Annotated in this window: 19 protein-coding genes; 17 read left to right on the top strand and 2 right to left on the bottom strand. The window is 55.8% G+C overall.

Annotated features, from left to right (window positions below; genetic code table 11):
* The 5 genes from RT018_RS05790 to RT018_RS05770 form a co-directional block, all read left to right on the top strand.
* The coding region (locus RT018_RS05790; protein WP_312940085.1) for an FCD domain-containing protein at nucleotides 1–666 on the top strand (666 nt) is incomplete at its 5' end.
* Nucleotides 667–757: 91 nt separating this feature from the next.
* A complete protein-coding gene (locus tag RT018_RS05785; RefSeq protein WP_312940084.1) occupies nucleotides 758–1858 on the top strand; it encodes a lipoate--protein ligase in 1101 nt (366 codons plus the stop codon).
* A gap of 16 nt (nucleotides 1859–1874) precedes the next feature.
* Nucleotides 1875–2873: a thiamine pyrophosphate-dependent dehydrogenase E1 component subunit alpha gene (locus RT018_RS05780; protein WP_312940083.1), complete on the top strand. Its 999-nt coding sequence runs from the start codon at nucleotides 1875–1877 to the stop codon at nucleotides 2871–2873.
* Nucleotides 2870–3844, top strand: coding sequence for an alpha-ketoacid dehydrogenase subunit beta (locus RT018_RS05775; protein ID WP_312940081.1), 975 nt, complete (start codon nucleotides 2870–2872; stop codon nucleotides 3842–3844). The genes RT018_RS05780 and RT018_RS05775 overlap by 4 nt, the downstream gene beginning before the upstream one ends.
* A gap of 10 nt (nucleotides 3845–3854) precedes the next feature.
* Nucleotides 3855–4349: an E3 binding domain-containing protein gene (locus RT018_RS05770; RefSeq protein WP_312940080.1), complete on the top strand. Its 495-nt coding sequence runs from the start codon at nucleotides 3855–3857 to the stop codon at nucleotides 4347–4349.
* A gap of 34 nt (nucleotides 4350–4383) precedes the next feature.
* On the opposite strand, the gene RT018_RS05765 is transcribed toward RT018_RS05770, so the two are convergent.
* A complete protein-coding gene (locus RT018_RS05765) occupies nucleotides 4384–5097 on the bottom strand; it encodes a hypothetical protein (RefSeq protein ID WP_312940079.1) in 714 nt (237 codons plus the stop codon).
* Between the two features lie 379 nt (nucleotides 5098–5476).
* Between RT018_RS05765 and RT018_RS05760 the strand changes: the two genes are divergently transcribed.
* From RT018_RS05760 to lpdA, 7 genes are all read left to right on the top strand, one after another.
* Entirely contained in the window at nucleotides 5477–5995 is a 519-nt protein-coding gene (locus tag RT018_RS05760) for a TRAP transporter small permease (protein ID WP_312940078.1), read from the top strand.
* On the top strand, nucleotides 5995–7305 hold the full coding sequence (locus RT018_RS05755; protein WP_312940077.1) for a TRAP transporter large permease: 1311 nt from the start codon (nucleotides 5995–5997) through the stop codon (nucleotides 7303–7305). Before RT018_RS05760 ends, RT018_RS05755 begins: the two co-directional genes overlap by 1 nt.
* 76 nt (nucleotides 7306–7381) lie before the next feature.
* Nucleotides 7382–8425, top strand: a complete 1044-nt coding sequence (locus RT018_RS05750) for a DctP family TRAP transporter solute-binding subunit (protein ID WP_312940076.1) — start codon at nucleotides 7382–7384, stop codon at nucleotides 8423–8425.
* A 190-nt stretch (nucleotides 8426–8615) separates the two neighbouring features.
* Nucleotides 8616–9608, top strand: coding sequence for a thiamine pyrophosphate-dependent dehydrogenase E1 component subunit alpha (locus tag RT018_RS05745; RefSeq protein ID WP_312940075.1), 993 nt, complete (start codon nucleotides 8616–8618; stop codon nucleotides 9606–9608).
* A gap of 21 nt (nucleotides 9609–9629) precedes the next feature.
* Nucleotides 9630–10604, top strand: a complete 975-nt coding sequence (locus RT018_RS05740; RefSeq protein WP_312940074.1) for an alpha-ketoacid dehydrogenase subunit beta — start codon at nucleotides 9630–9632, stop codon at nucleotides 10602–10604.
* 25 nt (nucleotides 10605–10629) lie between these two features.
* Nucleotides 10630–11937, top strand: coding sequence for a dihydrolipoamide acetyltransferase family protein (locus tag RT018_RS05735; protein WP_312940073.1), 1308 nt, complete (start codon nucleotides 10630–10632; stop codon nucleotides 11935–11937).
* Nucleotides 11938–12063: 126 nt separating this feature from the next.
* Nucleotides 12064–13818, top strand: coding sequence for a dihydrolipoyl dehydrogenase (lpdA, locus tag RT018_RS05730; RefSeq protein ID WP_312940072.1), 1755 nt, complete (start codon nucleotides 12064–12066; stop codon nucleotides 13816–13818).
* 41 nt (nucleotides 13819–13859) lie between these two features.
* On the opposite strand, the gene RT018_RS05725 is transcribed toward lpdA, so the two are convergent.
* On the bottom strand, nucleotides 13860–14264 hold the full coding sequence (locus RT018_RS05725; protein ID WP_312940071.1) for a DUF4830 domain-containing protein: 405 nt from the start codon (nucleotides 14262–14264) through the stop codon (nucleotides 13860–13862).
* Nucleotides 14265–14427: 163 nt separating this feature from the next.
* Between RT018_RS05725 and RT018_RS05720 the strand changes: the two genes are divergently transcribed.
* The 5 genes from RT018_RS05720 to RT018_RS05700 form a co-directional block, all read left to right on the top strand.
* Nucleotides 14428–15156: a pseudouridine synthase gene (locus RT018_RS05720; protein WP_312940173.1), complete on the top strand. Its 729-nt coding sequence runs from the start codon at nucleotides 14428–14430 to the stop codon at nucleotides 15154–15156.
* 144 nt (nucleotides 15157–15300) lie between these two features.
* Nucleotides 15301–16392 (top strand): helix-turn-helix domain-containing protein, encoded by a 1092-nt coding sequence (locus tag RT018_RS05715; RefSeq protein ID WP_312940070.1) that lies wholly within the window; start codon nucleotides 15301–15303, stop codon nucleotides 16390–16392.
* Between the two features lie 179 nt (nucleotides 16393–16571).
* The gene (locus RT018_RS05710; protein ID WP_312940069.1) at nucleotides 16572–17294 is read left to right on the top strand and encodes a WecB/TagA/CpsF family glycosyltransferase; all 723 of its coding nucleotides are present in this window, start codon (nucleotides 16572–16574) and stop codon (nucleotides 17292–17294) included.
* Nucleotides 17291–17956: a thymidylate kinase gene (locus RT018_RS05705; RefSeq protein ID WP_312940067.1), complete on the top strand. Its 666-nt coding sequence runs from the start codon at nucleotides 17291–17293 to the stop codon at nucleotides 17954–17956. Before RT018_RS05710 ends, RT018_RS05705 begins: the two co-directional genes overlap by 4 nt.
* 317 nt (nucleotides 17957–18273) lie before the next feature.
* Nucleotides 18274–18919 (top strand): endolytic transglycosylase MltG (locus RT018_RS05700; protein WP_312940065.1); only part of this gene is annotated, 646 nt, incomplete at its 3' end.

The raw sequence follows: 18919 nt of genomic DNA, 5'->3' as shown, positions 1-18919 counted from the left end.
CCGCCAAAAATTCCGGAGCTTGTGATGAAGGCGCTGCTCACCGCGATTGACAGCGGCAATATTTGTGTAGGAGAGGAACTACCCTCGGAGCGTGACTTGGCCGAGACACTGGGGGTTGGGCGAGGATCCCTACGGGAGTGCTTTGCCATTTTGGAATTTTTGGGCGCCATTGAGAACCGGGGAAACCGGAAGGTAGTGGTGCGGGATGCGGACTATATTCAAAAGGCGATGTCCTTTGTCCGTCTGTCCAACCAGACAGATATCCGGCAGGATTTTAACGAGTTCCGACGGATTAACGAAGTGGCAATTGTGGAGCTGGCTTGCCAGCGGGCGACGGAAGAGGATATGGCCACCATTCGAGAGGCAGTTCGCAATTTGGACGCCGAGCCTGATAATTATATGAACGATGTGGCGTTTCACGACGCGCTGGCCGAAGCCAGCCACAATGTCATGTTGGCGGCCACGATCCATCTTGTGGGTAGTCTGCTTGCAGATGTGCGGCGGAGGTTCTTTGGCCTGCCCGATTATCAGCAGCGCACACAGGATTCCCACCATGCCATTTACGAGGCGGTGAAGGCTCGGAACCCGGAACTGGCGAAGCGGGAAATGACGCTGCACCTCGGAATTGTGGATGAATTTTTGCAAAAATACCCAGAGCGGGACTGATTCGTGAAAAAAATTGTGCAATTGAACCAATAAATTGAGGGAAGATTTGGAAGGCGTTTGCTCAGTCTGAACTTGACTATAAAGAAGCAGAATGGTATGGTGGTCTTATAACCCGAGTGGTAAGACCAACATACCGTTTTACCGTCATACGGTTATTGGTAAGACCGAAACGATAATAAAGGGTGTGCTGACCATTGGAAATCTGACAAAATACATGGAGACCGGGTCGCAGAATCCTTATTACAATCTGGCATTTGAGGAGACTGCGCTGACCTGTAGAAAATCTGGCGATTATCTGCTTTTATGGCAGAACGACAACACGATTGTCATTGGCCAGAACCAAAATGCTGAGGCAGAGATTAACCCCGCATTTGTGGAGGAGCACGGTATCCGCGTGGTCCGCCGCACTACCGGCGGCGGCGCGGTGTATCACGATCTGGGAAATCTGAATTATTCCTTTATCACCGACGCGGGGAATGCCGAGGAGCTGACCATGAAGCGTTTCACAAAGCCTGTGGTGGCGGCGCTGAAGGGTCTTGGTCTGAATGCGGAGGCCTCCGGACGGAACGATATTCTGGTGGAGGGACGCAAGGTATCCGGCACCGCCCAGCGACTGATGAAGGGACGCATTTTGCACCATGGGACGCTGCTGTTTGACGCGAATCCTGGGATGGTCGTCGGTGCGTTAAACGCGGACCCGGCGAAGTTTCAGTCCAAGGGCGCAAAATCGGTTAAAAGTCGTATTGGGAATATCCGGGAGTTTTTGGAAGAACCTATGGACATGGCGGATTTCTGGAAGTACCTCAAAACGGCTCTGGCGGGCGGCGGCCTTACGGAGGAGTTTCTCACGGAAGCGGAGCTGACTGCCGTAGAGGAACTGAAGCGGACAAAGTACGACACATGGGAGTGGAATTTCGGACGCTCTCCCAGATACGATTTTACCGACAAGCGCCGGTTTGATGGTGGAACGCTGGAGCCAAGAATTGCGGTGGAGAAGGGCCGGATCGCGGAGATTGTGTTTTACGGCGATTTTCTCTCCGTCCGTCCGTTGGACGAGCTGACAAAAGCCTTGAAAGGCTGTGCTTTTCGAAGGGATGACGCTGCGGCGGTTCTGGACCGTTTCCCACTGACAGAGCTGTTTGGTGGGATCCAGAAGGAGGAAGTTCTGGATACGATGTTCCGCGCGGAATAAAAAGGGAGGCGGTTCCTTGAATGCGAAGGAAGCGGTTTGCGGAGCGGATTGGTATCGTGAAGCCTATCGGATGATGGCGCTGATTCGAGCGTTTGAAACGAAGGCGGCCGACTGCTTTACCCGCAGCGAGCTGGCGGGCAACATCCACCTGTATATGGGCCAGGAGGCCAGCGGCGTAGGTGCATGCCTTGCCCTGCGAACATCCGACTATATCACATCCACTCACCGGGGACACGGGCACTGCCTTGCAAAGGGCGCCCGGGCAGACCTTGCCATGGCGGAGCTATTTGGTAAAGAAACCGGCTATTGCCGGGGTCGGGGCGGGTCCATGCACATCGTGGACGTAAGCCTTGGAATTCTGGGAGCGAATGGCATCGTGGGTGCGGGGATCCCATTGGCGGCGGGCAGCGCTCTTGCGTCAAAAATTAAGGGCGATGACGGAGTTACCATGGCGTTTTTTGGAGACGGGGCCTCCAATCAGGGCACCTTCCACGAGACACTGAACATGGCCGCCGTGTGGAAGCTACCTATGGTTTTTTTACTTGAAAATAACCAATACGGCGTCTCCACGGAGATTCATCGCATCACCAATACCGAGCGTCTATCCGTCCGAGCCGCGGCCTACGGCATTCCCGGCCTCACCGTGAACGGCACGGACGTGGAGACGGTTTTCCATGCCGCCGCCGAAGCGGTGGAACGCGCTCGTTCCGGCGGCGGCCCCTCTCTTGTAGAGACGATGGTTTACCGATATCAGGGCCATTACTGCGGCGATCCCGCCGCATACCGGCCCAAGGAATATCTGGCGGAGGGAAAGTCCAAGGACCCTCTTAACAACGCACGTATGCGGCTTTTGTCGTTGGGTGTTGAGGAGACGGAGCTTGCGGACATTGACCGGGGCGTTGCAGAAGAAATTGAACACGCTTATCAGTTTGCAAAAAATTCTCCCGACCCTGACCCATCGGCCGTGATTGACGACGTGTATTCCTCCGACAACGAAAGGAGTGTGCTGCGATGAAGGTCACCGTGAGTAAGGCCATCGGGCAGGCGCTTCATGAGGAGCTGGCTCGGGATCAAAACGTGATTCTTCTGGGCGAGGACGTGGGCGTCATGGGCAACGTGTTCGCCATTACTGCGGGCTTTCGGGATGAATTCGGCCCCGACCGGGTGATTGATACGCCCATCAGCGAGTCAGGCTTTACGGGAATTGCCGTGGGTGCGGCCATGCGTGGGCTGCGGCCCGTGGTGGAGTGGATGTACAACGACTTTATTTCCGTATGTCTTGATCCGGTGATGAATCAGGCGGCAAAGCTGCGCTATATGACCGGTGGGCAGGTGAAGGTCCCCGTGGTGTTCCGGGCGCCCATGGGCGCGGGACGGCGCAACGCCGGGCAGCACTCGCAGTGCCTGGAAGCGCTGTTCACGCACATACCCGGACTGAAGGTGGTCTGCCCCTCCACGGCGGCGGATGCCAAGGGCCTGCTGAAGGCCGCCATCCGAGATGACGATCCGGTGGTTTTTCTGGAGCACAAGCTGCTTTACGCCCGAAAGGAAGAAATTCCCGACGGCGAGTACGTCATTCCTCTGGGAAAGGCGGATATCAAGCGCCCGGGGAAGGATATTACCATCCTCACATGGTCCCGGCAGGTGCTGTTTTCGCTGGAGGCCGCCGAAGCTTTGGCCATGGAGGGAATCGACGCAGAGGTATTGGACCTTCGGACACTGGTCCCGCTGGACTGGGAGATGGTGCGTGACTCTGTGTGCAAAACCCACAACGCGGTGGTGGTGGAGGAGGGCGTGAAGCGCGGCGGCGTGGGCGCGGAACTGTCCGCGCAGATGATGGAAGAGCTGTTCGACGAGCTGGATTCTCCAGTGGGCCGCGTGGCAGGAATGAACGTTGTCTCTCCGTTTTCTCCTGTGCTGGAGGACGCGCAATTTCCCCATCCCAAGGACATCGTGGCCGGCGTGAAAAAGACGCTGGGCCGCTGAGGGGGCACGTATGGCTGAGAACGTAAGACTTCGTGCGTCGCCCTATGCCCGAAAAGGCGCCAAAGAATTGGGCGTAGCGCTAAATGGGATTACGGGCACCGGTTCCAACGGACGAATTGTCAGGCGGGACGTGGAGGCCGCGGCAAAGTCCGCGGCAGAAACGTGCACAGAATGGGTGGCCGGGTATTATGCCACGGCGGACGTAAGAGAACTGCTGGCGGCGCTGAATACACTGGGTGGCACGCTGACCTTTCCTGTATTCGCAGAGCGGGTGGCGGCCCGGCTGGGAGTGCTCCTTCGTCCATTGGAACACGGTGTAGAAGGGATGATGCCCGCACTGCGTTCCGGTGAGAGCGCCGTTTTGGCGGTGGGGGATGTGGCTGCGGATAAAACCGTGCGCATCCACCTGACCTATGCGCCTGAGGCGCTGAACGACGGGGCGGCGGCAGATCTCCTACGCGCAATAAAGCGCTTTTTAGAGGAGCCAATGACGATGCTGCTATAGTAAAAAAGGAACGCGCACTGCGCGTTCCCGAGGCTTATGAAAAGCGCTCCTGTTGAAGCGGATTGAGAAACAGCCGCACATCCTCTGTTGAAACCTGCTCCACAGCCCGGAGGGTCGGACGGCGGTAGGCGTAAATGTCGTCTCGTTCAAAGGGAAGGTGATATACCGCCAGATGCCGGGGGCGGATAAACTGCTCAATAAATCGCCGTCCCTTGCTCAGCGTAATCCAGGGGAAGTTCAGAAGTGCCAGGTCCACCGGGCCGGTTTCTTGTAAAACCTCCTGCAGAACGGGGGTGGCCACGGCGCAATCTCCCGCAATCAGAATCCGAAAGCCATCGTGGTTTAAAAGGCAGCCGTAATGCGACACGGCGGCGTATTCCTTCCCCTCGTGGGGCAGGCGGAAGAATCGAATGGAAAGCTCCCGAAGAACCAGACTTTCCCGGGGCTGGGAGAGCAAAATTTGACGCTCAAACTGCCGTTCCGGTAGAATCATCTCCGCAAGGGGCCAGCGCTCCATCGCTTGCCCCAGCAGGCGGCGGGAAAAGTGGTCCGGATGGCAGTGGGTACAGAAAATCAGGTTGGGCTGCTGAAAGTCCGGGTGATTCATTACGGTGTCCTGAAGCGCAGGGGAGAGAACGGAAAACCCGGAGACGGGCTCCTCGTGCACAGCGTCCACCCAAAGGCGGACGTCGCCCAGACGCAGGGAAACCCCGGCGTTGGCGCTGAATGTGATCTGGCGCAGCGGCATGATACAGGTCTCCTTTGCAGCAAAGCGTTGAATGGCCCGTCCCGAATTCACGGTCAGGGCCGACCTTGAGTATAGCACGACGGCTGAAAAATGCCAATAAAATTCCGTGTCTTTGATAAATGGCGCGATTCATGATAAATGCCCTTTTACTTTGCACGAAAGATGGAATACTGAACGGGATAGAAGCTTTTGGAAACCTTGCGTTTTTGTGTGTCTTTGTTAAATTTGTCCACATTTGCAGAAACTAAAATTATCTGTGGAGCGGCACCCGACAGAGAAGAACTTTTGCACCGCGCCTGAGTGCACGGCTGATGAGTTAAAGGCAGCGGGGGAAGTTTTAGAAGGAAGGACCGCGGTATTAACAGGAGGGATTCATTGAATGAATATCTACAAAAAGATCATGGATGTTATCGCCACGATTGAGAAGCTGATTCTATGTGTGGGTTTTGCGTTCATCACGGCCATCACCTTCGCAAACGTGGTGGTCCGGAAAATGACCGACAGCCAGTTTGCCTGGACCGAGGAAATGGTTATCAACCTGTTTGTTCTTCTGGTCATGCTGGGATGCGCGCTCTGCGCCAGAGAGGGAAGTCTCATCAGCCTCTCCCTGATTTTTGATTTGTTGAAAAGTCGGGGCAAAAAAATCTTTGTGTCGATTATCACGGTGGCTAACATCGCTTTTTATCTGGTGGTGATGAAGACCGGCTTCGACAAGGTGGCGGTTCAGCTGGCTAACGGAAAGCGTACGTTTTCTCTTGGCTGGCCCGAGTGGGTATTCACGATTTTCCTACCCATTGGCTGTGTGTTTTTAACGTTGCACACGATTGAGTTTTTCATTGATGTGATGAGCAACAAAGCGGACTGCGTGAAAACCGAAGATGAGGGAGGAAACGTCTGATGATCAACCTGATTTTGTTCGGTACCTTCTTCATCATGCTGTTTTTGAACATACCTATCAGCGTCGGACTGGGCCTTTCTTCCATTCTGGCGATGGTCTATGCCGGAGATAAGCTCTCTGTGGTCCCCACCAACGTGTATAACGGCATGGCAAAGTTTCTGCTTTTGGCAATTCCGTTTTTTGTTCTCTCCGGAAATATCATGGCAAAGGCCGGAATTTCCACCCGCCTTGTAGAGTTTATTGACGACTGCATTGGCCATCGACGGGGTGGTATTGCGATTGTGTGCGTTATAGTTGCCTGTTTCTTCGGCGCGATTTCCGGATCCGGACCCGCCACCGTGGCGGCGCTGGGCATCATCCTGATTCCCGCCATGATAAACCGCGGTGGCTTCTCTGCGCCGTTTTCTTCGGCTTTGATGGCCGCGGCATCATCAATTGCAATTGTGATTCCTCCCTCTATCTCCTTTGTGGTGTATGCATCCATCACCGGCGTGTCCGTTGGCGATATGTTCATGGGCGGTATCCTTCCCGGTGTCCTGATGGGCTTTGCTCTGGTGGTCATCATCATGATCGAGGTCCGCGTGAAGGGCTTGGAGGCTTCCCGCGAAAAAGCCTCCTGGGGTGCTCGCTGGAAATCCTTCCGCTCCGCATTCTGGGGCTTTTTAATGCCCGTGATTATTCTTGGCGGTATTTACGGCGGAATTTTTACACCCACCGAGGCCGCTGCTGTCTCTGTGGTGTATGGCCTGATTGTGGGCGTGTTCATTTACCGTGAAGTCAAGTGGCGCGACCTGTATGACCTGCTGGTGGATTCCAGCAAAACCATGGGCAGCATCATGCTGATCATCGGCGGCGCCACCTTATTCTCCTATATCTGCACGGTCCACGGCATCGCCGGCGCGGCCCAGGCGCTGCTTCTGGATATTTCCAGCAACAAGTACGTGTTTTTGCTGATTGTCAACGTGATTTTCCTGATCGCCGGCTGCTTCGTGGATGCAAACTCCGCCATGTATATTTTCATCCCCATCATGTATCCCGTGGCGGTAAAGCTTGGCATCAACCCCGTTCACTTCGGCGTGCTCGCCACGGTGAATATGGCCATCGGTCAGGTGACTCCGCCCGTGGGCGTGAATCTCTTCGTGGCCATTGGCGTCAGCGACAAGCTGAAGAATATTCAGGACAAATCCAAAGTGACCATTGTATCCATGTCCAGGGCTGTGTGGCCCATGATTCTCTCCTGCGTAATTGCGCTGTTGATCGTCACCTACGTGCCTTTCTTCTCCACCGCATTTTTGGGCGCTGCGACCTGATTGAAAGAATCTGCCATCACGAGTGTGATTTCAGATACGCAACTTGACCCGCCATCAAAATTTGAGGAGGAACATTATGAAAAAGTTTCTTGCACTAGCCATGGCACTGACCATGACCGCGACGCTGCTGGCCGGCTGCGGCGGCAGTAAGCCTGCCACCAGCGGCTCCGGATCCGGCTCCGCCGCTGGCGGCGACACCACCTTTGAAAAGCAGACTTGGAAGTTTGCCTGCTCGGCCACAGAGAACACCGTTTGGGCAGATATGGGCCGCGACTTTGGCCAGATGGTATCCGACGCCACCGGCGGGGCCATCACTGTGCAGGTTTACGCCGCCGACCAGTTGACCGCCGGGAACCAGTCAGAGGGCATTCAGGCCGCTATCGATGGCACTACCGAGCTGTCTGCCCACTCCAACCTGATTTACTCCGCGTTTGACCAACGGCTGAACGTCGTCTCTCTGCCGTTCTTGTTCGACTCCTTTGAGGATGTTGACGCGAAGCTGGACGGCGAGGGCGGCAAGGCCCTGGGCGAAGTTGTTGAGAGCATGGGTCTGCACCTGCTGGGCATCGGTGAAAACGGTTTCCGTCACCCCACCAACAGCGTCCGTCCCATTGCTTCTCTGGCGGACATGAAGGGGCTGAAGCTCCGCGTAGCCGGTTCTGAGCTTTTGAGCGCCGCTTATGGCAAGTGGGGCGCCAACTGGGCCAACGCCAACTGGTCCGAGGTTTACACCGGCTTGCAGACCAAGACCTATGACGGCCAGGAGAACCCTCTGCCCACCGCTGACGGTGCCTCCATCGCCGAGGTTCAGAACAATGTTACCTATTGGACCGGCGTGTATGACTGCATTTTCTTTACCATGAACGGTGAGCTGTATGACGCTCTGTCTCCTGAGCTGCAGGCCATCGTTGACGAGTGTGGGAAGAAGGCTGCAGAGAATCAGCGCATGCGCGAGCGGGAAGAGGACCAGAAAATTCTGGAGAAGTGGAAGGCCAACGGCGTGACTGTTACCGAGCTGACTCCCGAAGCTGTCGAGGAGTTCAAGGCCGCTTCCGCGCCTTTGTACGAGGAATTTGCCGACAAGCTGACCCCTGAGCTGATTGCCGCTTTCACGAAGTAAGCATCGGGTCCTAAGAAAAACGGAAAGATTTTAAGTTGCGTTCACTGAGAAAGCGTGGCTGCAGTGGTCTGTCGCCACGCTTTTTCAGAATCATTCACGTGAAAATTTTGACAGTTCGGTCAGAATTGATGGATTAATTTTATAAATTTTACAAAAAACCGACAACTGTCGGCAGAAGGGAGTTTTTCCTATGGCAACAACAAAAGCCGTAAAGGCAGCATATACCCAGGACCAGGCCAGGAAATTTTATGAGACAATGTCCACGATCCGCCATTTTGAGGAGAGTATTAAGCATGACTCTCTGGCCGGCGAGATTCCCGGCTTTGTGCATCTGTATATCGGCGAGGAAGCCATCGCCACCGGTGTGTGCGCCGCTCTGCGCAGCGATGACTCCATTGAATCCACCCACCGGGGCCACGGCCACTGCATCGCCAAGGGCGCCGACGTAAACCGGATGATGGCCGAGATTTTTGGCAAGAAGACGGGTTTGTGCGAGGGCCGAGGCGGCTCCATGCACATCGCGGACTTCTCTGTCGGTATGCTGGGAGCCAACGGCGTCGTGGGCGGTGGGTATAACCTGGCCACCGGCGCAGCACTGGCCAACAAAACTATTTTGAAAAACGACAAGGTTTCCGTGGTGTTCTTCGGCGACGGCGCCTCCAATCGTGGAACCTTTCATGAGGCCATGAACGTGGCTTCCGCGTGGAAGCTGCCCATTATTTTTATCAACGAGATGAACTGCTGGGCCTCCACCACGCCTTATCGCACCACCTGCAACCTTGAAAATATTTCCGACCGCGCGGCGGGTTATCGTATTCCCGGCGTGATTGTGGACGGACAGGACGTTTTTGCCGTGTATGATGCCGCCGTGGAGGCCGTTGCCCGCGCACGGAGAGGCGAAGGCCCCACTTTCATCGAGGCCAAGACCTACCGTATTGAGGGCCATTTCGTGGGAGACCCCGAACTTTACCGCACGAGAGAGGAAACCCAGAAAATTTTCCACGACACCGATCCTCTCCAGTTGTTCCGCAAGAAAGCTGAGAAGCTGAAGGTGATGACCGCCGAGGAATGCGACGCCGTGGACGCGGAGTGCGTTGTGAAAATCAAAGCGGCCAAAAAATTCGCCATGGAGTCGGAGTATCCCGATTCCAGCGAGTTTATGAAGTATGTCTACGTGGACTAAGAACTGAGGAGGATGACGACTATGCGTGAATTAACGTTTTCTCAGGCCACCTGCGAAGCAATGGCCGAGACTATGGAAAAGGATGACAAAATCTTTGTAATGGGCGAGGACCTCGCCCGCCAGGGCGGCATCTTCGGTCAGTTCAAGGGGTTGCCCGAGAAGTTCCCTGGACGGATTATTGATACCCCCATCTCCGAGACGTTTATCATCGGCGGCGGCGTGGGCGCGGCTTTGGCGGGAGCACGGCCCGTGGTGGATATGCACTTTGCCGACTTTATCGGCGTGGCCATGGACGAGGTGTTCAACCAGATGGCAAAGGCCCGCTATATGTTCGGCGGTCAGGCGAAGGTACCGCTGGTGCTTCGCGCGCCGGACGGCATGACGTTTCAGGGTGCGGCCCAGCATTCCCAGTGCGTGGAGGCGTGGTTCCCTCACATTCCCGGCATTAAGGTGGTGGCCCCCTCGAATCCTTATGACGCGAAAATGGTTCTCATTGCCGCCATTGAGAGCGACGACCCCGTGATTTATTTTGAGAACAAGATTCTCTATAAAGAAAAGGGCAAGCTGCCCGAACTCGCAGATCAGGTGCCCTACACGCTGGGCAAGGCCCGCGTGGAGCGAGAGGGGAGCGATGTGACCATCGTGTCCTACTCCATCGGTATGAAAAATGCCCGAGGCGCGGCCGACCTTTTGGCCAAGGACGGTATCAAGGCCGAAGTCATCGACCTCATTACTCTGTCCCCTTGGGATAAGGAGGCGGTGCTGAACTCCGTGAAGAAGACCCATCGGCTGTGCGTGGTGCATGAGGCTGTGAAGCAGGGCGGCTTTGGCGCGGAGATTTCCGCCACCGTGGCTGAGGAGGTAATGGAGTATCTGGACGCGCCCATCCTGCGGTACGGCGCTCCGTTCTGTCCCATTCCCTTCGCTCCCACGCTGGAGAAGATGGTGCGCGTGTATCCGGAGGACCTGTACAAGGGCATCAAGGGCATGTTTTAATGCCGGATAAAGGAGATATTCAAATATGGCAACTGAAGTATTGATGCCTAAAATGGGTCTGACCATGACCGAGGGCACCATTGAAGAGTGGAAGAAAAAGGAGGGCGACGCCGTTCGGGCGGGCGAGATCCTGTTTTCCGTGGCTACGGATAAGCTGACCAACGACGTCGAAGCCGACACCGACGGTGAAACAGTGGAGTGCAAAACCATCATCGCATGGATCGGTGCGCAGGGCGAGGCGATTCCCGCCGCATCCTCATCCTCTGCGGACCCATCTGCTGCTGCACCCGCTGCGCCAGCAGCAACTTCGGAGGCACCGCAGGCCACTGCGCAGACCGTGGAACGCGCTCCCGGCGGCTTTGTTTTGGCAACGCCTTACGCCCGAAAGCTGGCAAAGGAGAAGGGCTACGATCTATCCCGGGTTCCCGCCACTGGCCCCAAGGGAACTGTGGTGGCAAGGGATGTGGAATCCTTCACCGCAGGTCCCAAGACCAGCCCCATGGCCGCCAAGCTGGCGGCAGAGCTGGGCGTGGATCTGACCGGATTGGATGCGGACGGACGTGTGATGAAAGCCGACGTGCTGGCTGCTGCTGGAAAGGCTGTTGCCGAGATGCGGAACGTACCTGTTGGCGTGCAGGGCAGCAACGACGAAGCACCAAAAAAGGTGGATCCCCTGCGCCGTAGCATTGCCGCTAATATGACCGCCTCTTGGCTGACTTCTCCCCGCGTGACTTATACCCGCCCCGTGGACGCCACCGCCATGAAGGAGCTGCGCGCCAAGCTGAAAGACGGGGTGAAGGAACGGGGAATTAAGCTGACCTACAACCACATCCTGATGAAGGTGGTGGCCAAGGCGCTGACGGAGTTCCCGGATATCAACTCCAGCTTTGCGGATAATCTGCTGACCCACCACCCCCATGTGAATATCGGCCTTGCGGTGGCCAAGGGCACGGGGCTGATCGTCCCCAACGTGAAGAGCGCCGAGGCGAAGTCTCTGGCCGACATCGCGCAGGAGACGGAGGGCCTGATCGCCGCCACGCGAGAGGGAAAGGTTTCCATGGAAGATATGACTGGCGGAACATTCACGATTTCCTCGCTTGGACCATACGGGATTACCAATTTCTCCCCCATTATTAACCAGCCGGAGCTGGCAATTCTGGGCGTGTGTGACATGGTGGATACCCCCGTGGTGCGGGATGGCGAAATTGTGATTCGTCCCATGATGAACCTGTGTCTTACCGCAGACCACCGAGTAGTGGACGGCGTGATGGCCTCCAAGTTCCTCCAGCGCATTTGCGAGCTGCTGGAAAATCCGTATATGCTTCTCGTATAATGTATCTTTGCCAGGCACATATCCCGACAAAGATACTTTGAGTTGGTTTTCCGTAGCGCGGAGAAGTGTTTGGGGCCTGGCTGACGCCGGACCTCCTGCCTGATAGAAGAAAGAAGGACATTTACTATGGCAACTGAAGTTCTAATGCCGAAAATGGGCCTGACGATGACCGAAGGTACCATCGAGGAGTGGAAGAATAAGGAAGGCGACGCTGTTCGGGTGGGAGACATCCTGTATTCTGTGGCCACCGACAAGCTGACCAACGATGTGGAGTGCGACACCGACGGTACGCTGCTGAAAATTCTGGTGGACGAGGGTGAGACGGTGGCCTGCAAGACTGTGGTAGCCTACATCGGCCAGCCCGGCGAGGCGATTCCCGCAGCGGGCGGAGCGGCTTCCATTTCCTCAGCATCCGTGGAGGAAGCCACCGCCGTATCCACGCCCACATCCACTCCTGCGACAGCCGCACCGACGGTTGGCGCAAAGACCGTTCTGGTGGTGGGCGGCGGCCCCGGCGGCTATGTTGCCGCCATCCGGGCTGCGCAGCTGGGCGCAAAGGTCACGCTCATAGAACGGGAACATTTGGGGGGTACCTGCCTGAATATCGGCTGTATTCCTACCAAATGTCTGCTCCACAGCGCGGAACTGATTTCCCAAATTAAGGAGCAGGGTGCGGAAATTGGTGTAAAGGTTGATAGCGTTACAGTTGACTTCCCGCAAGTGATATCCCACAAGAACGATATCTCCAAAAAACTGACCTCCGGCGTGGCTGGGCTACTGAAGCTGAACAAAGTGACAAAGATTGACGGCGAGGCTACCTTCACTGCGCCTAAGACTCTGCTAGTGAAAAAGCCCGACGGGGCAACCGAAACAATGACCGCAGACGCGATCATCGTGGCTACCGGCTCCGTCAATTTCGCGCCCCCCATTCCGGGATTGAAGGAAAATCCAAATTGCATTGACTCCACCGGCGCACTAAGCCTTAAGAAGCTGCCGAAGAGCATGGTGGTGATCGGCGGCGGCGTGATCGGGCTGGAGCTGGCCTGTGCGTACTCTGCCTTCGGCACGAAAATCACGGTGGTGGAAGCGCTGGACCACATGCTGCCCATGCTGGATGGCGACCTTACGGAAATCGGTGTGGCCCACATGAAAAAGATGGGCATGGAGTTCCATCTGGAGTGTCCCGTGCAGGCTGTGGAAATCTCCCCCGTGGGCGCAAAAGTTGTCTGCAAAAATAAAGCGGGCGAAACCGTGGGTTTTGAAGCGGAGAAGGTTCTGGTGGCCATTGGACGTCGTGCCAACACCGCGTCGTTGAATCTGGAGGCGGCGGGGCTGAAGAATGACCGGGGCCGCATCATTGTCAATGAGAAGATGGAAACCAGCGTTTCCGGCGTATACGCCATTGGCGACTGCGTAATGGGTTATGCCCAGCTTGCGCACACCGCTTCCGCCATGGGCGAAGTGGCTGCGGAAAATATCTGTGGTGTACCTGCGGTGTACGATGAGAAGACCAACCCGACCTGTGTGTATATGGAACCGGAAGCTGCCGGAGTGGGCCTCACGGAAGAACAGTGCAAGGCGAAGGGTCTTGCCTATAAAGTGGGCAAATTTCCCATGAGCGCTAACGGAAAGGCTCTGATTCTCAACGGTGGAGAAGGCTTGGTAAAGATCATTGCCGATGAGAAATACGGCGAGGTTTTGGGCATGCACATTATCGGGCCCCGGGCCACGGACCTCATTGCCGAGGGCGCGCTGGCCCTCCGGCTGGAGGCCACGGTGGAGGAGCTGATCTCCACGATTCACAGCCACCCCACCGTCACGGAGACAATGCGCGAGGCGGCGCTGAATGTGGAAAAACGAGCCATTCATACCAAGAACTAACTAAGTACCCCTCTTTGAATACGCTGCCGCCCGCCGTAAACCTACGGCGCTGGAAGTCCCTCGCAGAGATACAGATTAGCCTGCACGCCCTCGGGATGCTCCGGATAATTCAGAACACTGTATGTATAGCGGGTGACTTGCTGGCCTTTCAACTCCGCCAAATCAAACCCCTGCTCCCTTTGAAGATCATTGTATGCCTCGTAATCCTCAGTCAGGGGGTCCGGAATACGGATTTGCAGGGTGGATACCGGGTCAGGAGTAACCTCCCAGCCCAACTCCTTTAAGTAGCCGATGCGGGCTTCCTCTGTGTCCAGCCGCGCGGCGCCGTCTTCCGCTGGACTGCGGAAAATACCGCCGAGCACCACCAGCAGTATTGCCAGCACCGCAAGCAGCACCACTGCCACAAGCACGCGTTTCTTTCGCAGATGCGCCGTCCAGATGAACATATACAACCATCCCTTTCTCCCCGCGCACCGCAAGCTGCCGCGCGCAAAACCATGACGCTTCGGATAAACTCTCCGATCCCTCCGTCATTTCCTTATTCCATTCGCCGCCGGGATATGCTAAAATTAAGGACAATCGCAATGGAAAGGGGGGTGAGTCGTGGAAATGCAGAGATTGGATAAGCTACTTTCCGGAACGGGAAAATGGTCCCGGCGGGAAGTTAAGCTGCTGGTGAAGCAGGGTCGGATTTTGGCTGACGGCGCACCTGCTTCCTCCCCGGAGACGAAGTACGACCCGGAGACGGCGGTTCTTTCGGTGGATGGAGAGCCTGTTGTGCTGTCCAGATACACTTGGGTGATGCTGAACAAGCCCGCGGGTGTTCTCTCCGCAACGGAGGACGGGCGAGGTCAAACCGTTCTGGACCTTCTGCCAACGGAGCTGCAAAGGCTGGGACTGTTTCCGGTGGGGCGGCTGGACAAGGACACGGAGGGACTGCTGCTGCTGACAAACGATGGGCAGACTGCCCATCGGCTGCTCTCCCCGAAATATCATGTGGACAAGGTGTATTACGCAAAGGCGGACGGAAGGCTGGAGGAAGTAGACAGCCGGGCGTTTGAGGTGGGTATCACGCTGGAGGATGGCCTTGCCTGCCTTCCGGCGGGCCTTGAAATTCTGTCGGCAGGGGAGACGAGCGAGTGCCTTGTGACACTTCGGGAGGGAAAATTTCATCAGGTAAAGCGTATGCTGGCTTCCCGGGGGAAGCCGGTGTTGTATCTCAAGCGGCTGTCCATGGGCAAATTGACTCTTGACGCGACGCTTGAACCCGGCAGCTTTCGGCTTCTGACGGAAGAGGAGCGGCAGATGTTACAAAATGGCGAAAGTGGAAACGATTGAAAGCTGAATATCACACAAAAAGCCATCTAAAATTTTGTTGAAAAAAGAAAAAAAGTCTTGCATTTTCACAAAAAAGTCGATATAATATGGGCATTGACAGAATGCACAAAGAAAAACGCAGAATGTGCGCTAGGAGGGCCGGCAATGTCGGGAAGAATTTTTCAGAATGTAGTCCTGCAGCTCAAGGAGAACGCGGACCGGACGGTGGGAGTGATCGACGGAGAAGGAATCGTCATCGCGTGCAGCGAGCTTTCCATGATCGGACAGAGGTGGGCGGAGTTTGTCCCCGCGATCAATACCGCAGGGGGGAGCATAGTGGTTTCCTCTGGAAAGACGTTTAAGGCGCTGAACGGCTGGGGGGCCCAGTTTGATTATGCCGCGTTTGCCTTCGGTGACAACGAGATCAGCAAAACAGTCTGCGCGCTTGCCGCCGTGGCGCTGAATTCAGCCAAGTCTTATTACGAGGAAAAGCACGACCGTGGCTCCTTTATCAAGGATATTATTACCGACAACATCATGCTGGGCGACATTTATATGCGTGCCAAGGAGCTGCGGGTATCTAGCGACGTGGCCCGGGGCGTGTTTGTCATTCGTTCTCTGAAGAAGACCGAATCCGTCCCTACGGACGCAATTCAAACCCTGTATCCTGACCGGCAGAACGATTTCGTTCTCTCTGTGGGCGAAGGAAACGTGGTGCTGATTTGCCAGCTTCCGGAGGGAGCCGGCGTCCGCGAGTTGAACAAGATTGCGGCCTCCATTGAAGAGGCGCTTCAGGTAAGCGGAGAGCCTGCCGCAGTGGTGGGCATCGGCACCGTGGCGACCCATCTGCGTGATTTGGCAAAGTCCTATAAGGAAGCGCAAATTGCCATTGAGGTGGGCAAGGTCTTTGACACCGAGAAATACGTCATCAATTATGAAAACCTCGGCATCGGCCGTCTGATTTATCAGCTTCCCACCACGCTTTGCGAGATGTTCCTGCAGGAGGTTTTCAAGAAAAATCCCATTGATGCGCTGGATAAGGAGACACTGTTTACGATCCACAAGTTTTTTGAAAACAACCTAAACGTCTCCGAAACCGCCAGAAAGCTGTTTGTCCACCGCAACACGTTGGTGTACCGGCTGGAGAAAATTAAAAAGCTCACGGGGCTGGATCTTCGGGAATTTGACGACGCCATCACCTTTAAGGTGGCGCTGATGGTCAAGAAATACCTGACCTCCCGGGGCATTGATGCCTGATTAAAACAGGAGAAAGAGCGGACGTTGCGTCCGCTCTTTTTTACTGCGGCAAGGTGCGTTTTGCTTGCTGCCCCAGTGGGAAGCGCCGACAAATTCAGGAATTTTTGCGTTGGACAAAGGTTTCCGAATATGATATAATGCAGCGTTGTATGAGTGTGAAAAATATATGAGGTGTTTCCATGCGGATTGATGTGCTGGGCGTGGGCTTTGACAATATGACCATGGCGGAAGCCGTGGCAGAGGGGCAGCGCCTTTTGAATACGGAGGGAGCGCATTATGTTGCTACCCCCAACCCCGAAATTATAGAACTTTGCCGGGAGGACCCGGCGGCTCTAAGCGCCGTGAACGGTGCGACCTTGGTCCTTCCGGACGGCATCGGCGTCATTAAAGGCGCGGCGATACTTGGGACACCCCTGAAGGAAAAAACGCCGGGGATTGAATTTGCGGAGCGTTTGATGGGGAAACTGGCGGAGGAGGGAAAGTCTCTTTTTCTGCTGGGAGCAAAGCCGGGGGTTGCAGAGGAGGCGAGAACTCGCCTTACCATCCGCTATCCCGGCCTGCGGATTGCCGGAACCCACGACGGCTACTTTAAAGAGGACGCCCCTGTGGTCGAAGCCATCCGCCGCAGCGGCGCAGACTGTGTGTTTGTGTGTCTTGGCGCGCCGAAGCAGGAACTGTGGATGGCCAAAAACGGAGAAGCCACCGGAGCGCGCCTGCTGTGCGGGCTGGGAGGAAGCCTGGACGTGTTCGCAGGCCGAGTGGAGCGCGCCCCGGAATTTTGGTCCCGCCACGGGCTGGAGTGGTTTTACAGGTTGTGTAAAGAGCCTCGCCGCCTTGGGCGGATGATGAAGCTGCCTCTGTTTCTGGTTCATGTGCGCACAGAGAGGAGACGGCGGAAATGAATGGAAAGCTGATTGTATTCGAGGGGACCGACGGTTCTGGCAAGGCCACACAGGCCCGGCTACTGGGAGAAAGACTGAAGAAAATGGACGTGCCCTTTTTGGAGATTGACTTTCCCCGGTACGGAAACCCCTTTGCCGAGCCTGCCAGACTGTATCTGGACGGGGCGCTTGGGAAAAATCCCGGCGATGTCAGCGCCTATGCGGCCTCCGCGCTGTATGCGGTGGACCGATACGCCTCCTATAAGCAGGACTGGGGCGCGGCCTACGAGGCCGGAGGGCTGATTCTTGCCAATCGGTACACCACCTCCAATGCGGTGCATCAGGCGTCGAAGCTTCCGCCCGCCGAGCGGACGGACTTTTTAAACTGGCTGTTTGATTTGGAGTATTGCCGTATGGGGCTTCCAAAGCCCGATCTGGTGCTCTATCTGGATTTGCCAACGGAACTTTCGGAACAGATGCTCCGTCAAAGGGAACGCAGCACCGGGATCAAGGCAGACATCCATGAGCAGGACGACGCATATTTGCGGGAATGCCGGGAGAATGCCCGCAAGATCGCCCGGGACCTTAACTGGACGGTAGTGAACTGCGCCAAAGAGGGACAGATTCGCTCTGTGGAAGAGATTCACGCAGAGGTGTGGGGCAACATGAAGAAATATCTATAAGGCCTGTCCGCTTTATATGATGGGAAAACGGGACGCATTGCGTCCCGTCCGCCCTTGGAGGTGGATCAGCAGCAGTTGTCGTTGCAGCCGCAGTTGTTTCCGCAACTGTTTCCATTGAATCCGTTCCCGCAGCAGCAGAAGAGAAGAAGGATAATGATGAGCCACCAGCAGGAGTTGTTGCCATTCCCCGAGTTAAAGCACATGGATTTTCACCTCACTTAAAGTCTTTGTGATAGTCTATGCGCGGATTTGCAAAAGGGAGACTTGGCCATCAAAATTTTTTCTATACAGCAAAATCACGGGAGGTATGACAAGTTATGTCCGAATATAACAATCAGGAAACCGCAAGCTGGGATGCAAAACAGGTCCGCCGGGAGGGCGGCCGGCCGTCTTCTGGCCATAGAGAGCGCGGAGAAGGTCCTCCCCGCCGCCGTCGCCGCCGCAGGCGGTTTCTCAGCGGGTGGAAGTATGTGCTGTTTGTGCTGCTGACCTCTGTGTTGGTGGCGGGCATTGGATGGCTGCTGATAAATGATTTTTGTGCGTTCAGCAAGCCGGATATCACAACCACTGTCGAAATTACGGCCGATGACAATTTGAGAACCGTTTCCAAGAAGCTTAAGGAGGCGGGGCTAATTCAATACAAGTGGTTTTTCCGGCTCTTCGGCGGCTTTGCCGACGCCAATGAAAAAATTGGTATCGGAAATTATGAGTTGAGCACGGAGATGGATTACATGGCCCTGATTAATGCCATGCACAACTCCTCCGGCGGCATGAACACGGACACCGTCCGCGTCACCATTCCCGAGGGATACACCGTCCGGCAGATCATTGCACTGTTGGCGAAAAACCGCGTCAACACCGAAGCGGCCCTCACCGAGGCCGCCCAAAACGGCAGGTTCAATTATGATTTTATCGACAATGCCTCTACAGAGCTTTCACGGCTGGAGGGATATCTGTTCCCGG

Origin of the sequence: Oscillibacter sp., assembly GCF_032060045.1 — a bacterium.
In the GTDB taxonomy this organism is placed as follows: Bacteria; Bacillota; Clostridia; order Oscillospirales; family Oscillospiraceae; genus Oscillibacter.
Note: the sequence above shows the minus strand (reverse complement) of the source record. Positions and strands in the feature narration are given on the sequence as shown.